This is a genomic window from Pseudomonas sp. LH21 (genome assembly GCF_036549575.1).
GTDB lineage: Bacteria > Pseudomonadota > Gammaproteobacteria > Pseudomonadales > Pseudomonadaceae > Aquipseudomonas > Aquipseudomonas peradeniyensis.
In genome coordinates, this window is sequence record NZ_CP144367.1 from 4024785 (window position 1) to 4040295 (window position 15511).

The 15511-nt window shown below is 62.4% G+C and carries 19 protein-coding genes and 1 pseudogene; 7 read left to right on the forward strand and 13 right to left on the reverse strand.

The annotated features are described in order from the left end of the window. Positions 1-25: 25 nt before the first annotated feature. Together VUG52_RS18265 and VUG52_RS18270 are read right to left on the reverse strand one after the other, a co-directional pair. On the reverse strand, positions 26-406 hold the full coding sequence (locus tag VUG52_RS18265; RefSeq protein WP_050705027.1) for a RidA family protein: 381 nt from the start codon (positions 404-406) through the stop codon (positions 26-28). Between the two features lie 12 nt (positions 407-418). Beyond that, the gene (locus VUG52_RS18270) at positions 419-1555 is read right to left on the reverse strand and encodes an NAD(P)/FAD-dependent oxidoreductase (RefSeq protein ID WP_050705026.1); all 1137 of its coding nucleotides are present in this window, start codon (positions 1553-1555) and stop codon (positions 419-421) included. 113 nt (positions 1556-1668) lie between these two features. On the opposite strand from VUG52_RS18270, the gene VUG52_RS18275 reads away from it, so the two are divergent. From VUG52_RS18275 to VUG52_RS18285, 3 genes are all read left to right on the forward strand, one after another. Beyond that, positions 1669-2271: a helix-turn-helix domain-containing protein gene (locus tag VUG52_RS18275; RefSeq protein ID WP_050705025.1), complete on the forward strand. Its 603-nt coding sequence runs from the start codon at positions 1669-1671 to the stop codon at positions 2269-2271. A gap of 320 nt (positions 2272-2591) precedes the next feature. Continuing rightward, on the forward strand, positions 2592-2999 hold the full coding sequence (locus VUG52_RS18280) for a hypothetical protein (RefSeq protein ID WP_156329611.1): 408 nt from the start codon (positions 2592-2594) through the stop codon (positions 2997-2999). 212 nt (positions 3000-3211) lie between these two features. Further along, positions 3212-3997 carry a sulfite exporter TauE/SafE family protein gene (locus VUG52_RS18285; protein ID WP_050705024.1) on the forward strand — a complete coding sequence of 262 codons (786 nt, stop codon included), beginning with the start codon at positions 3212-3214 and terminating at the stop codon, positions 3995-3997. Between the two features lie 142 nt (positions 3998-4139). Here the strand turns inward: VUG52_RS18285 and VUG52_RS18290 are convergent, their stop codons facing one another. Further along, positions 4140-5189, reverse strand: coding sequence for a DUF1176 domain-containing protein (locus VUG52_RS18290; protein ID WP_050705023.1), 1050 nt, complete (start codon positions 5187-5189; stop codon positions 4140-4142). 30 nt (positions 5190-5219) lie between these two features. Beyond that, positions 5220-6260 (reverse strand): DUF1176 domain-containing protein, encoded by a 1041-nt coding sequence (locus tag VUG52_RS18295; RefSeq protein WP_052896420.1) that lies wholly within the window; start codon positions 6258-6260, stop codon positions 5220-5222. A gap of 150 nt (positions 6261-6410) precedes the next feature. Between VUG52_RS18295 and VUG52_RS18300 the strand changes: the two genes are divergently transcribed. Beyond that, positions 6411-6983, forward strand: a complete 573-nt coding sequence (locus VUG52_RS18300) for a biliverdin-producing heme oxygenase (RefSeq protein WP_050705099.1) — start codon at positions 6411-6413, stop codon at positions 6981-6983. 18 nt (positions 6984-7001) lie between these two features. Here the strand turns inward: VUG52_RS18300 and VUG52_RS18305 are convergent, their stop codons facing one another. The 3 genes from VUG52_RS18305 to VUG52_RS18315 all read right to left on the reverse strand — a co-directional run bounded on the left by VUG52_RS18305 (position 7002) and on the right by VUG52_RS18315 (position 8089). Next, the gene (locus tag VUG52_RS18305; protein WP_331831845.1) at positions 7002-7373 is read right to left on the reverse strand and encodes a hypothetical protein; all 372 of its coding nucleotides are present in this window, start codon (positions 7371-7373) and stop codon (positions 7002-7004) included. Between the two features lie 131 nt (positions 7374-7504). After that, positions 7505-7924, reverse strand: coding sequence for a type II toxin-antitoxin system YafO family toxin (locus VUG52_RS18310; RefSeq protein ID WP_082337704.1), 420 nt, complete (start codon positions 7922-7924; stop codon positions 7505-7507). Positions 7925-7930: 6 nt separating this feature from the next. Continuing rightward, a complete protein-coding gene (locus VUG52_RS18315; protein ID WP_156177521.1) occupies positions 7931-8089 on the reverse strand; it encodes a hypothetical protein in 159 nt (52 codons plus the stop codon). Between the two features lie 200 nt (positions 8090-8289). Here VUG52_RS18315 and VUG52_RS18320 point away from each other — a divergent pair, with 200 nt between their 5' ends. Further along, positions 8290-8739, forward strand: a complete 450-nt coding sequence (locus VUG52_RS18320) for a GNAT family N-acetyltransferase (RefSeq protein ID WP_050705019.1) — start codon at positions 8290-8292, stop codon at positions 8737-8739. A gap of 48 nt (positions 8740-8787) precedes the next feature. On the opposite strand, the gene VUG52_RS18325 is transcribed toward VUG52_RS18320, so the two are convergent. Next, entirely contained in the window at positions 8788-9075 is a 288-nt protein-coding gene (locus VUG52_RS18325; RefSeq protein ID WP_050705018.1) for a hypothetical protein, read from the reverse strand. A gap of 621 nt (positions 9076-9696) precedes the next feature. On the opposite strand from VUG52_RS18325, the gene VUG52_RS18330 reads away from it, so the two are divergent. Together VUG52_RS18330 and VUG52_RS18335 are read left to right on the forward strand one after the other, a co-directional pair. Next, positions 9697-11637, forward strand: a complete 1941-nt coding sequence (locus VUG52_RS18330) for a methyl-accepting chemotaxis protein (protein ID WP_050705017.1) — start codon at positions 9697-9699, stop codon at positions 11635-11637. Between the two features lie 191 nt (positions 11638-11828). Then, positions 11829-12995 carry an MFS transporter gene (locus VUG52_RS18335; RefSeq protein ID WP_262974284.1) on the forward strand — a complete coding sequence of 389 codons (1167 nt, stop codon included), beginning with the start codon at positions 11829-11831 and terminating at the stop codon, positions 12993-12995. A 95-nt stretch (positions 12996-13090) separates the two neighbouring features. Here the strand turns inward: VUG52_RS18335 and VUG52_RS18340 are convergent, their stop codons facing one another. The 5 genes and pseudogenes from VUG52_RS18340 to VUG52_RS18360 all read right to left on the reverse strand — a co-directional run bounded on the left by VUG52_RS18340 (position 13091) and on the right by VUG52_RS18360 (position 15365). Then, the gene (locus VUG52_RS18340) at positions 13091-13687 is read right to left on the reverse strand and encodes a putative adenosine monophosphate-protein transferase Fic (RefSeq protein WP_050705015.1); all 597 of its coding nucleotides are present in this window, start codon (positions 13685-13687) and stop codon (positions 13091-13093) included. 2 nt (positions 13688-13689) lie between these two features. Next, complete coding sequence (locus tag VUG52_RS18345) at positions 13690-13857, reverse strand: YhfG family protein (protein ID WP_156329610.1); 168 nt, start codon at positions 13855-13857, stop codon at positions 13690-13692. 73 nt (positions 13858-13930) lie between these two features. After that, positions 13931-14704, reverse strand: a pseudogene (locus VUG52_RS18350) (ABC transporter ATP-binding protein/permease); the annotation flags it as partial. Positions 14705-14778: 74 nt separating this feature from the next. After that, positions 14779-14955, reverse strand: coding sequence for a hypothetical protein (locus VUG52_RS18355; RefSeq protein ID WP_156329609.1), 177 nt, complete (start codon positions 14953-14955; stop codon positions 14779-14781). Positions 14956-15092: 137 nt separating this feature from the next. Then, positions 15093-15365 carry a colicin immunity domain-containing protein gene (locus tag VUG52_RS18360; protein WP_050705014.1) on the reverse strand — a complete coding sequence of 91 codons (273 nt, stop codon included), beginning with the start codon at positions 15363-15365 and terminating at the stop codon, positions 15093-15095. Positions 15366-15511: the final 146 nt, after the last annotated feature.

Genomic DNA, 15511 nt, shown 5'->3' on the forward strand with positions numbered 1-15511 from the left:
GCGGGGCAAGCCCGCTGCCACGGTGTCAGTTGTCCTGACCGAGGTAGGCCTGCACCTCGATCTCGACATCCACGCCCAGCGCCAGTGCCGAGGCCACCGTCGAACGCACCGGCAGCGCCGCGCCGAAGAACTCCTTGTAGACCTCGTTGAAACCGGCGAAATGGCTCATGTCCGACAGCCACACGGTGCACTTCACCACCTGGTCGAAGCGCGCGCCGCACGCCGCCAGGCTCTCGGCGATACGCTCGCAGGCCGCCCGGGTCTGTGCCTGGATATCGCCACGCACCACCTCACCGCCCGGGCTCATCGGCACCTGCCCGGACAGGAACAGGAAACCCCCGGCCTTCACTGCGCGGGAAAAGGGAAACGGCAGGCTGCTGGGGAAACGCTGGATTTCATTGCTCATGGGATGCTCCATTCAGGGTTGGATGAAACGGGCCGGGGACAGCCGTGCTGGCTCGACCCCCTGGCTGACAAGGCTGGCGCACAGCGGTAGGCCCAGCAACAGGTCGGCCGCCAGGCGCGAGGCCCCGGCGGCGGACTGGATACCATAGCCGCCCTGGGCCGCCAGCCAGAAGAACGCGGGTGAAACCGGGTCGAAGCCGATCACCAGGTCGCCATCGGCGACGAACGAACGCAGCCCCGCCCAGCTGTGGCTGGGCCGGCGGATCTCGAGGGTCGTCATCGCTTCGATGTTGTAGATCCCCAGCGCCAGGTCCAGCTCTTCGGGCGCCGCGTCCTGGGGTTCGACCGGGTCGGCGTTGGCGGGCGAGCCCAGCAGTTGGCCGGCGTCGGGCTTGAAGTAGAAGCTCTCGTCGACACCGATCACCGCCGGCCAGCGGGCGAAGTCGTGCTGCGCAGGGCCGGGGAAGGTGAACGCGCTGCGTCGACACGGCTGCAGGCCGACCTTGCCGACCCCGCACTGCCCCGCCACCTGATCGGCCCAGGCGCCGGCGGCATTGACCAGCAGCCGCGCACGCAGGCGGCTGCCGTCGGCCAGCTCGACATGCCACAGGTCATCCCGATAGTACGCCTGCACCAGCTCGGCATTGCAGCGCAGCTCGCCACCGGCCTGGCGCAGGCCGCGCAGGAAGCCCTGGTGCAGGGCGTGCACATCGAGGTCCATCGCCCCGGTCTCGTGCACGGCGCCGGCCAGCAGTTCGCCGCGCAGGCTCGGCACCAGTTCGAGCGCCGCCGCGCTGTCGAGCAGGCTGACGGCGGTGCCATTGGCCAGGTTCTGGGCGTAGGTGCTTTCCAGCAGATCGTGCTGCTCATGGCTGGCGACATACAGGCAACCGCGGGGTTCTAGCAGCGGGTGTTCACAGAAGCCCGCCGGCGGCTGCTCGTAGAACGCCCGGCTGGCGCGGGTCAGGGCCTGGATCTGCGGGGTGCCGTAGGCCTCCATGAACATCGCCGCCGAGCGCCCGGTGGCGTGATAGCCCGGCTGCGCCTCGCGCTCGAGCAGCAGCACCTGGCGCTGGCCGGCCAGGCGGTAACCCAGGGAGGCGCCAGCGATGCCGGCACCGATGATCAGAATGTCGTGGACCTGTCCCATGCACGCTCCTCCGGCGCTAATTATCATTTGTGAGAATTCTAATATATGAGAATTTAGGATTGCGCAAGGCGCCAAGGTAAGATGCCCGACCAAAGCACAGCCCGAGAGCCCCGATGCCCGACGTCCCCTCCACCCGCCCCCCGCTCGACCGCAGTGAAGTCGGCGCGCGCCTGCGCCAGGTGCGCAAGGCCAGGCAGATGACGCTCAAGCAGCTGTCGGCGCTCAGCGGCGTGCCGCTGTCCACGCTGTCGAAAATGGAGCTGGCGCAGGTCTCTGTAAGCTATGAAAAACTGGCCGCCGCCGCCCGCGCCCTGAACCTGGACATTGCCCAGCTGTTCCGCGCCAGCGGCCCGGTGGGCGCACCGCAGCCGGCCACCGTGGTGGTCGATTCGCTGGCAACGGTGGCGGGCTATTCCACCGGCACCTACGACTACTACCCGATCGCCGGCGCCTTCCCCGAGCGGCGCATGACCCCGGCCTATGCCCGCATCATCGCCCGTGAACGCGGCCAGTTCGACGATTTTATCCGCCACCCCGGCCAGGAGTTCGCCATGGTCATCAGCGGACGCGTGCGTATCGAGTTCGAGACCGGCGAAACGGTCAGTATCGGCCCGCAGGAGACGGCGTATTTCGACAGCCAGGTGGGGCATATATACCTGTCGGAGAGCGAGGATGGCGGCGATGCGCAGGTGATGGTGGTGATGACCGATCGTTAGTGCAGTTCCTCTGAAATCCCCCTGTCGTCGACAACCCAAGGAAAGGTCAACACGAATGACGCAGGTGATGGTACCTCGACCGTATGGCGCCATCAGCCTCCAACCGAAGATGTGTTGAACCGTTTGTAATACTTATGGTGTTAGTCAGATCCGCCGCTACCCTACCTAGTAATTTTATCAGGTTACAACTTGGGACAATTACGCGACTATCGCCTGGCGGCCATAAGAAACCACAAGAGCAGAACGGTCAATAGATGCCTCCCGAGTGAAGATGAAGACTCTTGTATTTAGACCGTTCGGAAAACCCCAGGAGAAGAATCATGTCAGAAGCTGTCACCAGCAGGAAAAATCTGCCAGAAGGGCAATACAGCCCGATGCCGGAACTCGGAAAATTCACCCGAGATTTCATCATGGCACATGAGGTCGCATTTATCGCACCTCCATACCCAAATCTAAAGGTGGGTGATAAATTAAAGCTCCGCCAGGTTCAAATTAGCAGAAGCAATCACGAAGAAGGAAACGAATCCGAGGTTCCTCAAACATTATTCGAATTCGAGCACATCGTTACGAGTAGCGATGTAGGCAAGGAATGGAAAGTCATTATCCCAAAACATAATCTGCTCGCAGGAAGTCACGTCGGCCATGGACATTCCGTGTGGTCTGTCAATGGTATGGAAGAAAGCACTTCCGGCCCCCATGTCATCTTCGATACTCGGGGAGACTCCTAATCACCTCACATGAATAAACGCCGCATTGCACCCTTGGCCTACGAGTTCGCTTCACGCTGGCGACATCGACCACTCGGGCACCACTGGGAAGCACGCTCGGGCTTGTTTCGGTCATCGGTTATAACCTAATAACCAACAAGTCTATTTGGCTATAAAAAAACCTATATGCTGGCATGCATCCGATCACGGGCAAGCTGGGCGTCGAGTAGCGTATGGATGTAGGTTCTTTCGGTTTCACCATTGCGGGCCTGGTTGTGGGCTTCATCGTCGGCATGACCGGCGTCGGCGGCGGTTCGCTGATGACCCCGATCCTGCTGTGGTTCGGCATCAACCCGGCCACCGCCGTGGGCACCGACCTGCTCTACGCCGCCATCACCAAGGCCAGTGGCGTCTGGGTGCATGGCCGCAACAAGAACATCGACTGGAAGATCACCGGCTGGCTGAGCCTGGGCAGCGTCCCGGCCGCCGCGCTGACCCTGTGGTTCCTCAGCACCCTGCACGCCGACACCTCCGCGCTCAACGCCATCATCAAGCAAGGCCTGGCGGTGGTGCTGATCCTCACCGCCCTGGCAATCCTGTTCAAGTCGCGCCTGCAGGCCTTCGCCAGCAAGCATGCCGGCGATCACTACCACCTCAGCGACCGCACCCTGAACATCCTCACCGTGATCACCGGCGTGGTGCTGGGCGTGATGGTCACCCTCACCTCCATCGGCGCTGGCGCGCTGGGGACCGTGGCGCTGTTCCTGCTGTATCCGTTCCTGGTCACCCGCCGCCTGGTCGGCACCGAGATCGCCCACGCCGTGCCGCTGACCCTGGTGGCGGGCCTGGGTCATGCCGGCATGGGCAACATGGACTGGTCGCTGTTGGGCTACCTGCTGCTGGGCTCGTTGCCGGGGATCTACCTGGGCAGCCACCTGACCGGGCGCATCTCCGACCGCGTGCTGCGGCCTTGCCTGGCGACCATGCTGTTGCTGATCGGCTACAAGCTGGCGTTCTGAACCGTCCCTCAGACCCTGTAGGAGCGGCCTTGTGCCGCGAAAGGGCTGCGCAGCGGCCCCAGGATTTCAGCGTTGACGCAAAGATCGCCGGGGCCGCTTCGCGCCCCTTTCGCGGCACAAGGCCGCTCCTACAGGGAACGCGTCAACCACGGCGCCATAGCACCGGCCAGAACTCCGGTTTCACATACCCACAGCGATCCAGCCGGGCCACGCGCTCCAGGCGCATGCGCTCACCGTCATAGCGCCATTGCTGGACCAGCCCGCAACCACGCTCCAACAGGCTTTTATCAGTGGCCTGCAATTGGCCACTTTGCGGATCGAACGCAACATGACCACTGAGCAGCGGCGCCAGTAACGGCATCGGGGTCTCGAACGCTATCTTGTTGATCTGGTAAGGGGCGGTGCGGGACACCCGATACAGGTAATTGGCGCAGAACTCGCCACTGCACCCGACATTGAGAATGACCAGGGCGCTGTCAGCGTCAAGCGGGTACACCTCATAGTGGCTGAAGCTGAGGCCCGGCACATCACCCTCGACATCCGCCTGGTGCTTCACCGTCCTGCCGATTTCATGAGCCTGCTCGTCGTTCATGCCCGGCGCGGCGACGAACCGTGGCAACGCCGCCGCGACAGGAGCGTCAGGCACCTCGGCAGCCGGGGCGTCACCCACCCGCACCAGCGCATCGACATGCCCTACCCGCCCCTGGACCGCATCGATGGCCAGCAACGCGCCACTGATCCCCTGCAACGACGCGACCAGCTCGCCATCCTCGGTCAACGAACTCAGGCGATTGCCGTTGCGTATCTGACGGATCAGCGCCAGAGCCGCATCGCCTTCGAGCTGCAGGTCGAAATCGTACTCACCTTGGATCCGCCGCCATTGAGCCGGCAGTTCCTGGCCATCGAGCAGCACCTGGTCGGCAAACGCCGGCCCGACACGCAGCGTCAGCTCGAGCTTGCCCTGCGGCCCCGCCTCGCGCCGGACGATGGTCTGCAGGCCGCTCATCAGCTCGTCGTCGATGGCCAGCAGCGCGGTGCAGGCACGGGTGTTGTCGCAGCCGACCGCCCAGTCCTTGACCTGCCGGTACAGCGGCACCGCTTCGAGCGCTGCCTGGGTGCTTTCAGCCTGCGCGGCCAGTGGCGCCACGAGCACCAGCAGCAGTGCCGCACGATGGTGTTTCATCCATTGCATGGGGTTGCCCCTGACGTCCCTTTCACGTTTTCAGCCTTCGCTGCGCCATAGTACCGGCCAACTGTCAGTGCCCACTTCGGCGCATCGGTCCATCCGCGCCAACCTGACCAGGCGCATGCGCATGCCGTCGTAGCGCCAGCTTTCCTCGACCCCGCAACTGCCGGGATAGTCGTCCTTGGCATAGCTGTGGAGCTCGCCCTTTTTGGGGTAGAACTCGATGGCGTCGCGCATCCGGCTGATCAGTACCGGGCTGGACGGTGCCTCGAACTCCAGCGGCCCAAGGGCATAAGGCGCCTTGCGCGACACCTTGTACAACGCGTAGAGGCAATGGAAATCGTTGCAGTTGTAGCTGAGCAGCGCCAGGGCGTGCTGGTCGTCCAGGGCATGCAGCTCTAGCTTGGGAGCGACATCGTATTCGTTCTTCAGCTGGTCTTCGGCGGCCGCCTTGGCCATCACCACCGGATTGATGCCCGCCAGTTCCTGCTCGCTAAGCGGCGTGGCTGCCACAAAGGCCGGCCCCCGGGGCTTGGCCGGAATGGGCAACTGGGCGTCGGCGACGCTGTCACCGGGTCGCACCAGCGCGCTGTAGTGGCCGACCCGGCCCTGCACCGCATCCATCAGCAGCAAGGCGGCGCTCAGGCCTTGCAGCGAACTCACGCGCTCCCCTGGCCGGGTGTCGTCCACCAGGCGCTGGCCATTGCGCAATTGCCGCAGCACGGCATAGGCATCGGCGCCCTCCAGCTCCAGGGTGGTCTCGACGCCGCGGGTCATGCGCCAAGGGGCGACCAGCAGCTGGCCGTCGAGCAGGGGCTCGCCCGACCAGTCGGTGCTGCCCACCAGGGTCAGGTGCAGGTTGCCCCAGGCACCCGCCTCGCGCTGCACCAGCATGCCCACCCGCATTAACTCCGGATGATCGGCCAGCACCGCGGTGCAAAAACGCGTGTTGTCGCAGCCCACCACCCAGTCCTTGATCTCCCGGTACACCGGTACCGGCTCTGGCTCCGCCGCGCCGACCAGGCCCGGTAGCAACGCCAGCCCCAGGGCCAGCCAGTTCCTTGTTGTTGCGCGCATCGTGCTGCATTCCTGTCTTAGCCGTGAAAGCCTCACTCCAGAGGCGGCGCAATGATTCCACAGATCAAATGCCAGGTGCGGAAAATCGGCAGTGGTGGTGGCGCCATGGGATCTGGCAGTATCGGTTGCGTCCTGTTCAGAGCCTGCGTCATGTCCGCTACCGTCAGCCCGCTGTTGCTTGCCTTGCGCGAGGGTACCCGCGCCTGCCACGAAGGGCTGGAGGCGCGCCTGCCGTTTTTCAGCGAAGGCTTCGACCGGACGGCCTATGCGCGCCTGCTTGCGGCTTACCACGGTTTCCATGCGCCGCTGGATACCTTGCTGGCCGGGTACCAGGCCGCCGAACGCAACAAGACACCCGCCTTGTCCCGCGACCTGAGCGCCCTGGCCATCGATGTCGAAGCACTGCCGCTGTGCCACGCCCTGCCTCGCATCGACGATGAAGCCAGTGCACTCGGTGTGATGTATGTACTTGAAGGCTCCACCCTGGGCGGCCAGGTACTCAAGCGAGCCATGGCTGAACGCCTGGGCATCGACGCCGACAGCGGCGGTGCGTTTCTCGACGTCTACGGCGCGCAGACCGGCGCACGCTGGCGCAGCTTCCTCGATCGACTGGCTGGCGCCGAGCAGGAGCCTGCCGCCCAGGCCCAGACGGTAAAGGCAGCGGTCGAGACCTTCACCTGCTTCGAACGATGGCTCGAAGAGCGACGCGTGCTGGTCTGCTGATCCACTGCGCTGGGGTCCTCACTTGCGGCACTTGTTCAACAGCGATGTCACTGTGGGCGTCATGCTGATCGCCGCTGCGCACAAACCACCGCATAACAACGCGAAGCCCAGCGCCCGCAACGGGTGCAAGGTATTGAAGAACGCCAGCACCAACAGCACCAGCAACAGCGTCAATCCGTAGCGGAGTGACGTTCTTGGAATGGCCACCATCAGCAGGTTGAAGAGCACGAAGGCGTAGAACACCATCATCGTCGCCAAGCCGACGCTGACGCCTCGCGCCATGGGCGGGCCAACATGCTGCCGATAGAAATCGAAGCCCAGGCTCAAGAGGAAGGGAAACGCCACACAGGCCAGTGCGTGCAGCAGGAAACGGGAAAGCAACGGCAACATTCGTCCTTGATCCTGGAGCCGGCCATGGGTTGTGTATGGCCGTAAATGAAGGGGACGAATTTAAGGGGGGCAGGCATCCTGGCACAAGCCTTTGAGAACCGGGCCGCACCTGCGGCCCTTCTACCAGAGCGCTAATCTGGCTCATCGTAAGTGACCCGACCCAATGACCAGGGCTCTACGATTTCACTCACGATGTTGCGCAGCAATGAACCCCATCCTTTGCGATTGTGTGCACCGGGTCCCATCAGCCTCAACATCAAGTACTCGTCCAGATACTCGTCATAGGCATAAATCAGCCAATAGTCGTTTTCGGGCTCATCGACGCGATGTGTCCGACGAAATGGCTCGTCGATTGACGCCCAACGCAGCATGACCGGTTGGGAGGTGGCCAGATGGATATGGTAAAGCTGGAATTTATCTTCAAGTGGTGCGTCCCTGCCAAACGTCTTCGGCTGAATGCCACCGACTTTGTAGGCATGGAAATCGACGTAGAGATCGTACCAATCTTCAAATCCCAGCTTGAACAGCTCAGAGACTTTGACAGACGGCACGGCCCCTCACTTGGTTACAGGCAGCTTTCCATGCTTTTCGACATAATCAAGCAGCGCCTCGCTTGAACGGGCACCCTGTCGAAGAACCTCTTCATCACTTTTGCCGCTTCGCTTTTGCTTGGGAACAAAGGTATTGTCCTGCTTTGCAGGTGCGTATCGAGCCATGACTACCTCCAGTACGCTGATGAGTTGATGCTACGTGCTCGGGGCGCCCGCCTCAAATGTCTTGCGACCATCGGAAGCCCCTGCCCACGCCACAGTCGAAAGCGTAGTCCGCACCAGCGGCCACTGGCCGTGGGATTTGCAACAGATCCTTTCTTCACGCACTGCGCCACACGGTGCACCACCCTCCTGCGAGCCCCGACATGAACGTCATTGCCTGTGATCTGCACCACCTGGACGCCGCCGCGGACCTCTTCAACCAGTACCGGATGTTCTACCAGGAGGCGGATGACCTCCCCGCTTCCCGCGCATTCCTCAAGACCAACCTCGAAACCGGCAACTCGCGTATCTACCTGCTGCTGGACGCCGACGGCCAGGCCATCGCCTTTGCCCAGCTGTACCCGGCCACCTGTTCGCTGGCGATGAAGCGCTTCTACTGGCTGTATGACCTGTTCGTTGCCCCGCACGCCCGCAGGGGCGGTCATGCCCGCTACCTGATGCAGCAACTGACCGAGATTTTCCAGGCCGAGGGCGCGCAGCGGTTGAGCCTGGACACCGCCCGGACCAACCTCGCCGCCCGGGCGCTGTATGAGTCACTGGGGTATGTGGCCGAGCAGGACTTCGTGACCTATCACAAGATGCTCGATCACTGACGGGCAGGTGCAGGGTCGGGCCGCACAGGCGGCCCTCGCTGCCATCGACTAACCCCGCTCTATCCCATCCAGCACAGCCGACGCCAAGGCCAGCCCTTTTTCCAGGGAGTTCTCCGTCGCCACCAGCAGACTGCGCAGTGGTTCGCTGGCTTTCTCCAGGGCCATGGCATTGGTTTCGTAGGCCGCCTGCAAGGCCGCCACCGCGCACACCAGCGCATCCTCGCCATCAATACCGGCATGCACCGAGAACATCGGTGGATGGGCGTCGTGGCAGGTGCCGAAATTGGCGTGGGCCGTGGTGGGGCGGGAGGTTCGAGGGGTCGTATCGAGGGTCATGGGCGAACCTCCCGGGGCAAGATGCGGGGTGGGTCGGGCACGATTTTCAGCATGGTTCAGCACTCCTGTACCGTCATGGGAAAACTGCCTGAATCCGCTTGCACTCGAATAGGTGGCAGCTATACGCAGGTGTGCAAGACCGAGGGTACAGGAACTCGGCAGGCCCAAGGGCCTCCCACGCATAGCCGCCATTGGAGGGCCCGAACCGCAGACTGCCGGCAAGGCCCAAAAGCGCTTTCGCGTTGTACCTGTACGGGCTTGCACACCCGGTCGTTGAATCAGCAACGACAGGCCGAGACTAAGGAATGCGACTGGCCAGAACAACAGCTGAAAGGCCGGAAAAGCATGCTTGGGAAACGTCCTACGTGAAATAGGGAAAGTCTTAGTAATCCGCTTGAAACAACCGTCCTGGCCTCATCGCGGGGCAAGCCCGCTCCCACGCATTTCCTCCTATTTGCCCTGCTACTTGCCCTGAAAGTCAGGACAATTTCTTATTTTCCTGTACACGAAATATCTACTAAAGGTTTATATTCCGCCCGCCGAAACAGAAAAGGTAGCAAGTGGCCACCACTCCATCGAAGCGGCCATGTACACCCTTCACTCTCACGGATGGGCGTCACCATGAAAATAAAAAACAAACTGATCCTGGCCTTCGTACTGGTGGCCTTCATCCCGGTGGCCCTGGTCGGCGGGATCTCAGTGCTGAACATCCGCAGCGAGGCGGTGGACCAGTTCCTCGACGGCAGCACCCGGGAAATCCGCCAGATCGACGGCAACATGCGCCAGTTCTTCGATGGCACGCTGCAGAACGTCGATCAAATGGCCAAGGATCCTGTATACACCTCGGTCACCTCGCTCAAGGACTACACCGGCGCCGATGCCGCCCGCCAGCCAATGCCCGAAGCCGCGCAGAAGGTGATCGACGCCTTCGCCCGCTACGGCACCACTCACCCGGCCGCGGCGATCCTGTCCATCGGCCTCGAGGACGGCAGCTACGCCAAATGGCCGGACGACCCGCAACTGGCCAAGTACGACCCGCGCACCCGCCCCTGGTACAAGGCTGCCATGGCCAGCCCGGACAAGACCGTGCGCACCGCCGCCTACTACTACGACAAGGATGACGTGGCCCTGGTCGGCACCGCCCGGGCACTGCTCGACGAGGCCGGCAAGGCCAAGGGCGTGTTCGTGGTCAGCGTGTCGTTGAAGAATCTCACCGAGCTGGTCAAGAGCATCAAGCTGGGCGACAGCGGCTACGTGATGCTGATCGAGGACGGCACCGTGCTGGTCGACCCGCGCAACGCCAGCCACGGCTTCAAGCAGCTCAAGGACCTCGGCGCGCCCTACGCGCAACTGGCCGCCACTTCCCAGGGATCCACCGACGTGGTGATCGACGGTGTGCGCTACATGGCCAATGTGTGGACCTCACCGGGCCTGGGCTGGCGCTTTATCGGCCTGATCGAGTACGACGAGGTGATGGCCGCGGCGACGCGCATGACCTATGTCACCGCGTTGATCGTGGTGGTGCTGGCCCTGATCTTCGCCCTGGTGGCCGCGGCGTTCTCGCGGGTGATCGTCAAGCCGATCGGCCAGGTCAGCATCGGCCTGCAGTCGATCGCCGAGGGCGAAGGCGACCTGCGCCGCGACCTGCAGGTCCAGGGCAAGGATGAAACCGCCGAGCTGGCCGGCTGGTTCAACAAGTTCCTCGCCGCCATCCGCCAGCTGATCCAGCGCATTGGCGCGGCCTCGACCAACCTGCACGAAGCCTCGCGCAGTAACAGCGAGATGGCCGGCAACATGAACGAGGCCGCCGGGCGTCAGCGCGAGGCAGTGGAGCTGGTATCCACCGCGTTCAACGAGATGGTCGCCACCGCCAACGAAGTGGCGCGCTCGTGCAGCAGCGCCGCCGACGCCGCCGAGCACGGCCACCGCCGGGTGGCCGAGGGCAAGCAGCAGATCGAGGCGACCACCGACAACGTCAATCGCCTGGGCCGGCGCCTGAGCGAGTCGTCCCAGGCCATGGTCGAGCTGGAGGAAGGCAGCCGCAGCATCAACCAGATCCTCGGCACCATCCGCGCCATCGCCGAGCAGACCAACCTTCTGGCGCTCAACGCCGCCATCGAGGCGGCCCGGGCCGGCGACCAGGGCCGTGGCTTTGCGGTGGTGGCGGACGAGGTGCGGGCGCTGGCCAAGCGCACCGCCGACTCCACCGGCGAGATCGACCAGTTGCTCAACACCTTGGGCGGCAAGACCCAGGAGGTCTCGCAGAAGATGGAAAGCTGCCTGGACCTGTCGCGGGCCAGCGTGTCGTCGATCGAAAGCGCGCGGGACAGCTTCGAGGGCATCCAGCTCTCGGTGAACGAGATCCGCGACCAGAACCTGCAGATCTCTGCCGCCGCCGAGGAGCAGCACAGCGTGGCCGAGGAGATCAACCGGCATATCCAGCAGATCTACGACGAGGCACGGCTGGTGGAGGGGCTGGCCAGTTCCGCCCAGGCCGACTCCGGCAGGCTGGCGCAGCTGTCAGACGAGTTGAACGGGTTGGTGGGACGCTTCAAGTCGTGACCTTTGGCTTCACGCGGGCCCTGTAGGAGCGGCCTTGTGCCGCGAAAGGGCCGCAAAGCGGCCCCGGCAATTTCTGCATCACCGCTGAAATCCTGGGGCCGCTACGCGCCCCTTTCGCGGCACAAGGCCGCTCCTACAGGGGTTGCGCATGGCTCGGCTACAGTGAACTCGACACCATCCTCGAGAGCACCATGCCCAACCACAGCCCCATCCCCCGCAGCGTCTGGGCTTTAGGCTTCGTCTCGCTGCTGATGGACATCTCCTCCGAGATGATCCACGCCCTGCTCCCGCTGTACATGGTCACCGTGCTCGGCACCTCGGTGCTGGCCGTGGGCCTGATCGAAGGCATCGCCGAGGCGACGGCGGCGATCACCAAGGTGTTCTCCGGCGCCCTCAGCGACCGCCTGGGCAAGCGCAAGCGGCTGACGGTGATCGGCTACGGCCTGGCCGCCGTGACCAAGCCGATCTTCCCGCTAGCCCCCGGGCTGGAATGGCTGACCGCGGCACGCTTCGTCGACCGCGTCGGCAAGGGCATCCGCGGCGCGCCACGGGACGCGCTGATCGCCGATGTCACCCCCGCCGCACTGCGCGGCGCGGCATTCGGCCTGCGCCAGGCGCTGGATACGGTCGGGGCGTTTCTCGGGCCATTGCTGGCGATCCTGTTGATGTGGCTGACCGCCAGCCACTTCCAGACGGTGTTCTGGGTGGCGGTGATTCCGGCGTTCATGGCGCTCTATGTGCTGGTAGCCTTCGTCCGCGAGCCCGAAAAACCGGCTGCGCTCGGCACAGTGGCCATGCCTCTGGCACTTCGCGAACTGGCCCGGCTGGGCAACGGTTACTGGCGTCTGCTCTTCCTGGCCACGCTGTTCACTTTGGCGCGCTTCAGCGAAGCGTTTCTGCTGCTGCGCGGCCAGGCGCTTGGCCTTGCCCCCTTGTGGGCGCCAGCGGTGCTGGTGCTGATGTCGCTGGCCTATTCCCTGTCGGCCTATCCTGCCGGGGCACTTTCCGACAAGGTCGGGCGACGGGGTGTGTTGATGCTCGGGCTGGCCCTGCTGGTGCTGGCCGATCTGCTGCTGGCCTGGTTGCCGGGCCTGTCCGGCCTGGCACTGGGCGTGATCCTGTGGGGGCTGCACATGGGGTTTACCCAAGGCGTGTTCAGCGCCTTGATCGCCGATAGTGCGTCCGAGGACCTGCGCGGGACCGCATTCGGCGTGTTCAATCTGGTGACGGGGGTGGCGTTGCTGGTGGCCAGTGTGCTGGCCGGAGGGCTGTGGGACTGGGTGGGATATCAGGCGACGTTCATGGTGGGGGGCGCTTTCGCGCTGGTCACGCTGATGGGGCTATGGCTTACCCGGTGATAGGCCATGAAGAGCAGCCTCGTTACCTGTGCTGAAGCTGTCGCGGGACAAGCCCGCTCCTACAAAGGTTTAAATCAGCTCGCGGAAATCGGACTTCACTTGATTGCCGACAAACCCAGGGATTGGTGAAAAATGCGCTCCAGCGCCGAGTAATCACAAACAACTGCGGCAATGTTCGCTTCGACCCATGCATCGGGTTCAACCTGCCACCAGTCGATCTGAAAACCCGCATTGAGCAGTAGATGCTCGAACAGTATGCGCTGTGCCCGCCCATTGCCCTCTCGGAAGGGATGAATCATATTCAGATCCCCAAAGCTTTCAGCAACAGCGGCCACCAAGGCGCCACGATCATGCCCCTCGAACCACTGCCTGTTTGCCATCCTGGCGAAGACCTTGCCGGCTTCGGGCTCGATCCGACTTAGATTGCAAAAACGGGTCTGGCCTTTCGAAATATCGAGAACACGCAGCTCGCCCGCCCAATCGTAGACATCCCGAAAAAGCGAACGATGAATCTGCTTCAAGTAGGCAAGATCATAGGGTGGCAGACTGAATTCGATCTCGCTCGCGGCCAGCTCGGAGAAGTCCCGCTCGGCCCTGCACAGCTCATCGTCATCATGAATACCGAGCCGATTGCGCAAAACCGAGGTGCCGGCATAGCAATAAGCATCCTGCCCGACCCCGTATTTATCCAACGTCAGCTCTGCTTGCGGTATTTACGCAGCAGTTCCTCCCGGGTGGGAAGCTCACGCTCAGCCGCGTCCGGTGACACGGTGAAGCCCTCTAGCCGCAGGCTGGCTACATAGTTAGAGCGACGTGTCTTGGCACAGTAAGCCTTCTTGGTTTCCAGGCTGATCCCTTTCACCTTTACACACCTTGATGGGTGAACACATCGCGATTATAGCGGATCGAAAGAAGCACCGTGCTACGTATAGACGCTAGGCAGGCACCTCCGTCGCAGGCTGCTGCTCCAGCAACGACCATCCCCCCTGCCCGTCCACCACCAGCCGATGAGAGTGGAACCCCGCCAGGGTACTGCGGTGCCCGACACTGACCAGCAGCGTCGCCGGCAGCTCCGTACGCAGCAGCGAATACAGCGCATGCTCCAGCCCTTCGTCCATCGCCGAGGTGGACTCGTCGAGGAACACCACCTGCGGCCGGTTGAACAGCACCCGGGAAAACGCCAGGCGCTGCTGTTCGCCGAGTGACAGGATCCGTGACCAGTCGCGCTGCTCGTCCAGCCGCTCGGCCAGATGGGCGAGGTTGACCTGGCGCAGGGCCTGCTGCATGCGCGCATCATCGCCGGACGCGCCCTGCGCTGGATAGGCGATGGCGGTGCGCAGGTCGCCCAGCGGCAGGTATGGGCGCTGCGAGAGGAACAGCGCCTGCGTCCCCAGTGGCCGCCTGACCTCGCCCTCGGCATACGGCCACAGGCCCGCCAGGGCACGCAGCAAGGTGGTCTTGCCACTGCCCGATGGCCCTTTGATCAGCAGCGCCTGGCCGCTGTGCAAATTCAGGTCAAGATCGGCGATCAGCGCGTGGCCGTCGGGGCGGCGCACCTGCAAGCCCTGGATCCCCAATGCGTGTTCCTGATCCACGCTGACTACGCGCGGCAACTCGCTGGCCTGCTGGTTGGCGTCGAGAAAACCGGTCAGGCGGTCGAGGGTGGCGCGGTACTGGGCGAAGGTGTCGTAGGACTCACGGAAGAATGACGAAAAAGCGAAAAAGGGGACAGATTTATTTTCTCTACTCTAATTTCGGCCTACCCTGCCAAACAGCTAGATCGCTACGCTCCAGGAACCAAATTTAGAGTAGGAAAAATAAATCTGCCCCCTTTTCCTTCGTCCCCTTTTCCTTCTTGCATTGCGCTCGCGAACATATCAGTGCCTGATGCATCGTAATAGGGGTGATTTTGTGCTGCACGAATCTCAAACCCCAGCACTCCCGTTTTATCCACATTCACGACCAATCCTGCTACGCCCTCAGGATTACCGTACCTAAGAGTAGCACCCCCATTGGACACACTCATCATAAAATCATTTTTGACATCTACTTTTGGAATAGGTGACTGAATTCTCCACAATTCTCCTTTTGCACCAACTAACCAGCGACTATTTCTTGCATCAAGCTCGCGACTTTGGATTTAAGCATTACATCGTCGAACTCATACTCTTCCCTTGATTCATCTGACTCGTACATATCCGCAGCACAAAAAATGCTGGACAAGCACTCGCTCAGCGAAGGCTCATCTAGTTGAAGGAGATTCCTATCTCGCTCAATTTTCCAAAGTTCAATATACGCCTCAGAAAAAACTTCGGCTGTCAGCCTTCCGGCCACATACGATCTTGCAAACTCCAAGAGAGTAAGACTCATCGTAGAACTCCATTTTTAACAAAGTTATCAAACTGCTGAGTTCCTGGCGAGAGCTTAAAGCCCGTCACAAAACCTCCTGACGCATCGAGCACAACAGCGTTGTTGGTGGTCGAATTAAAGAACACCTTGGAGTCTTTTACAAATCG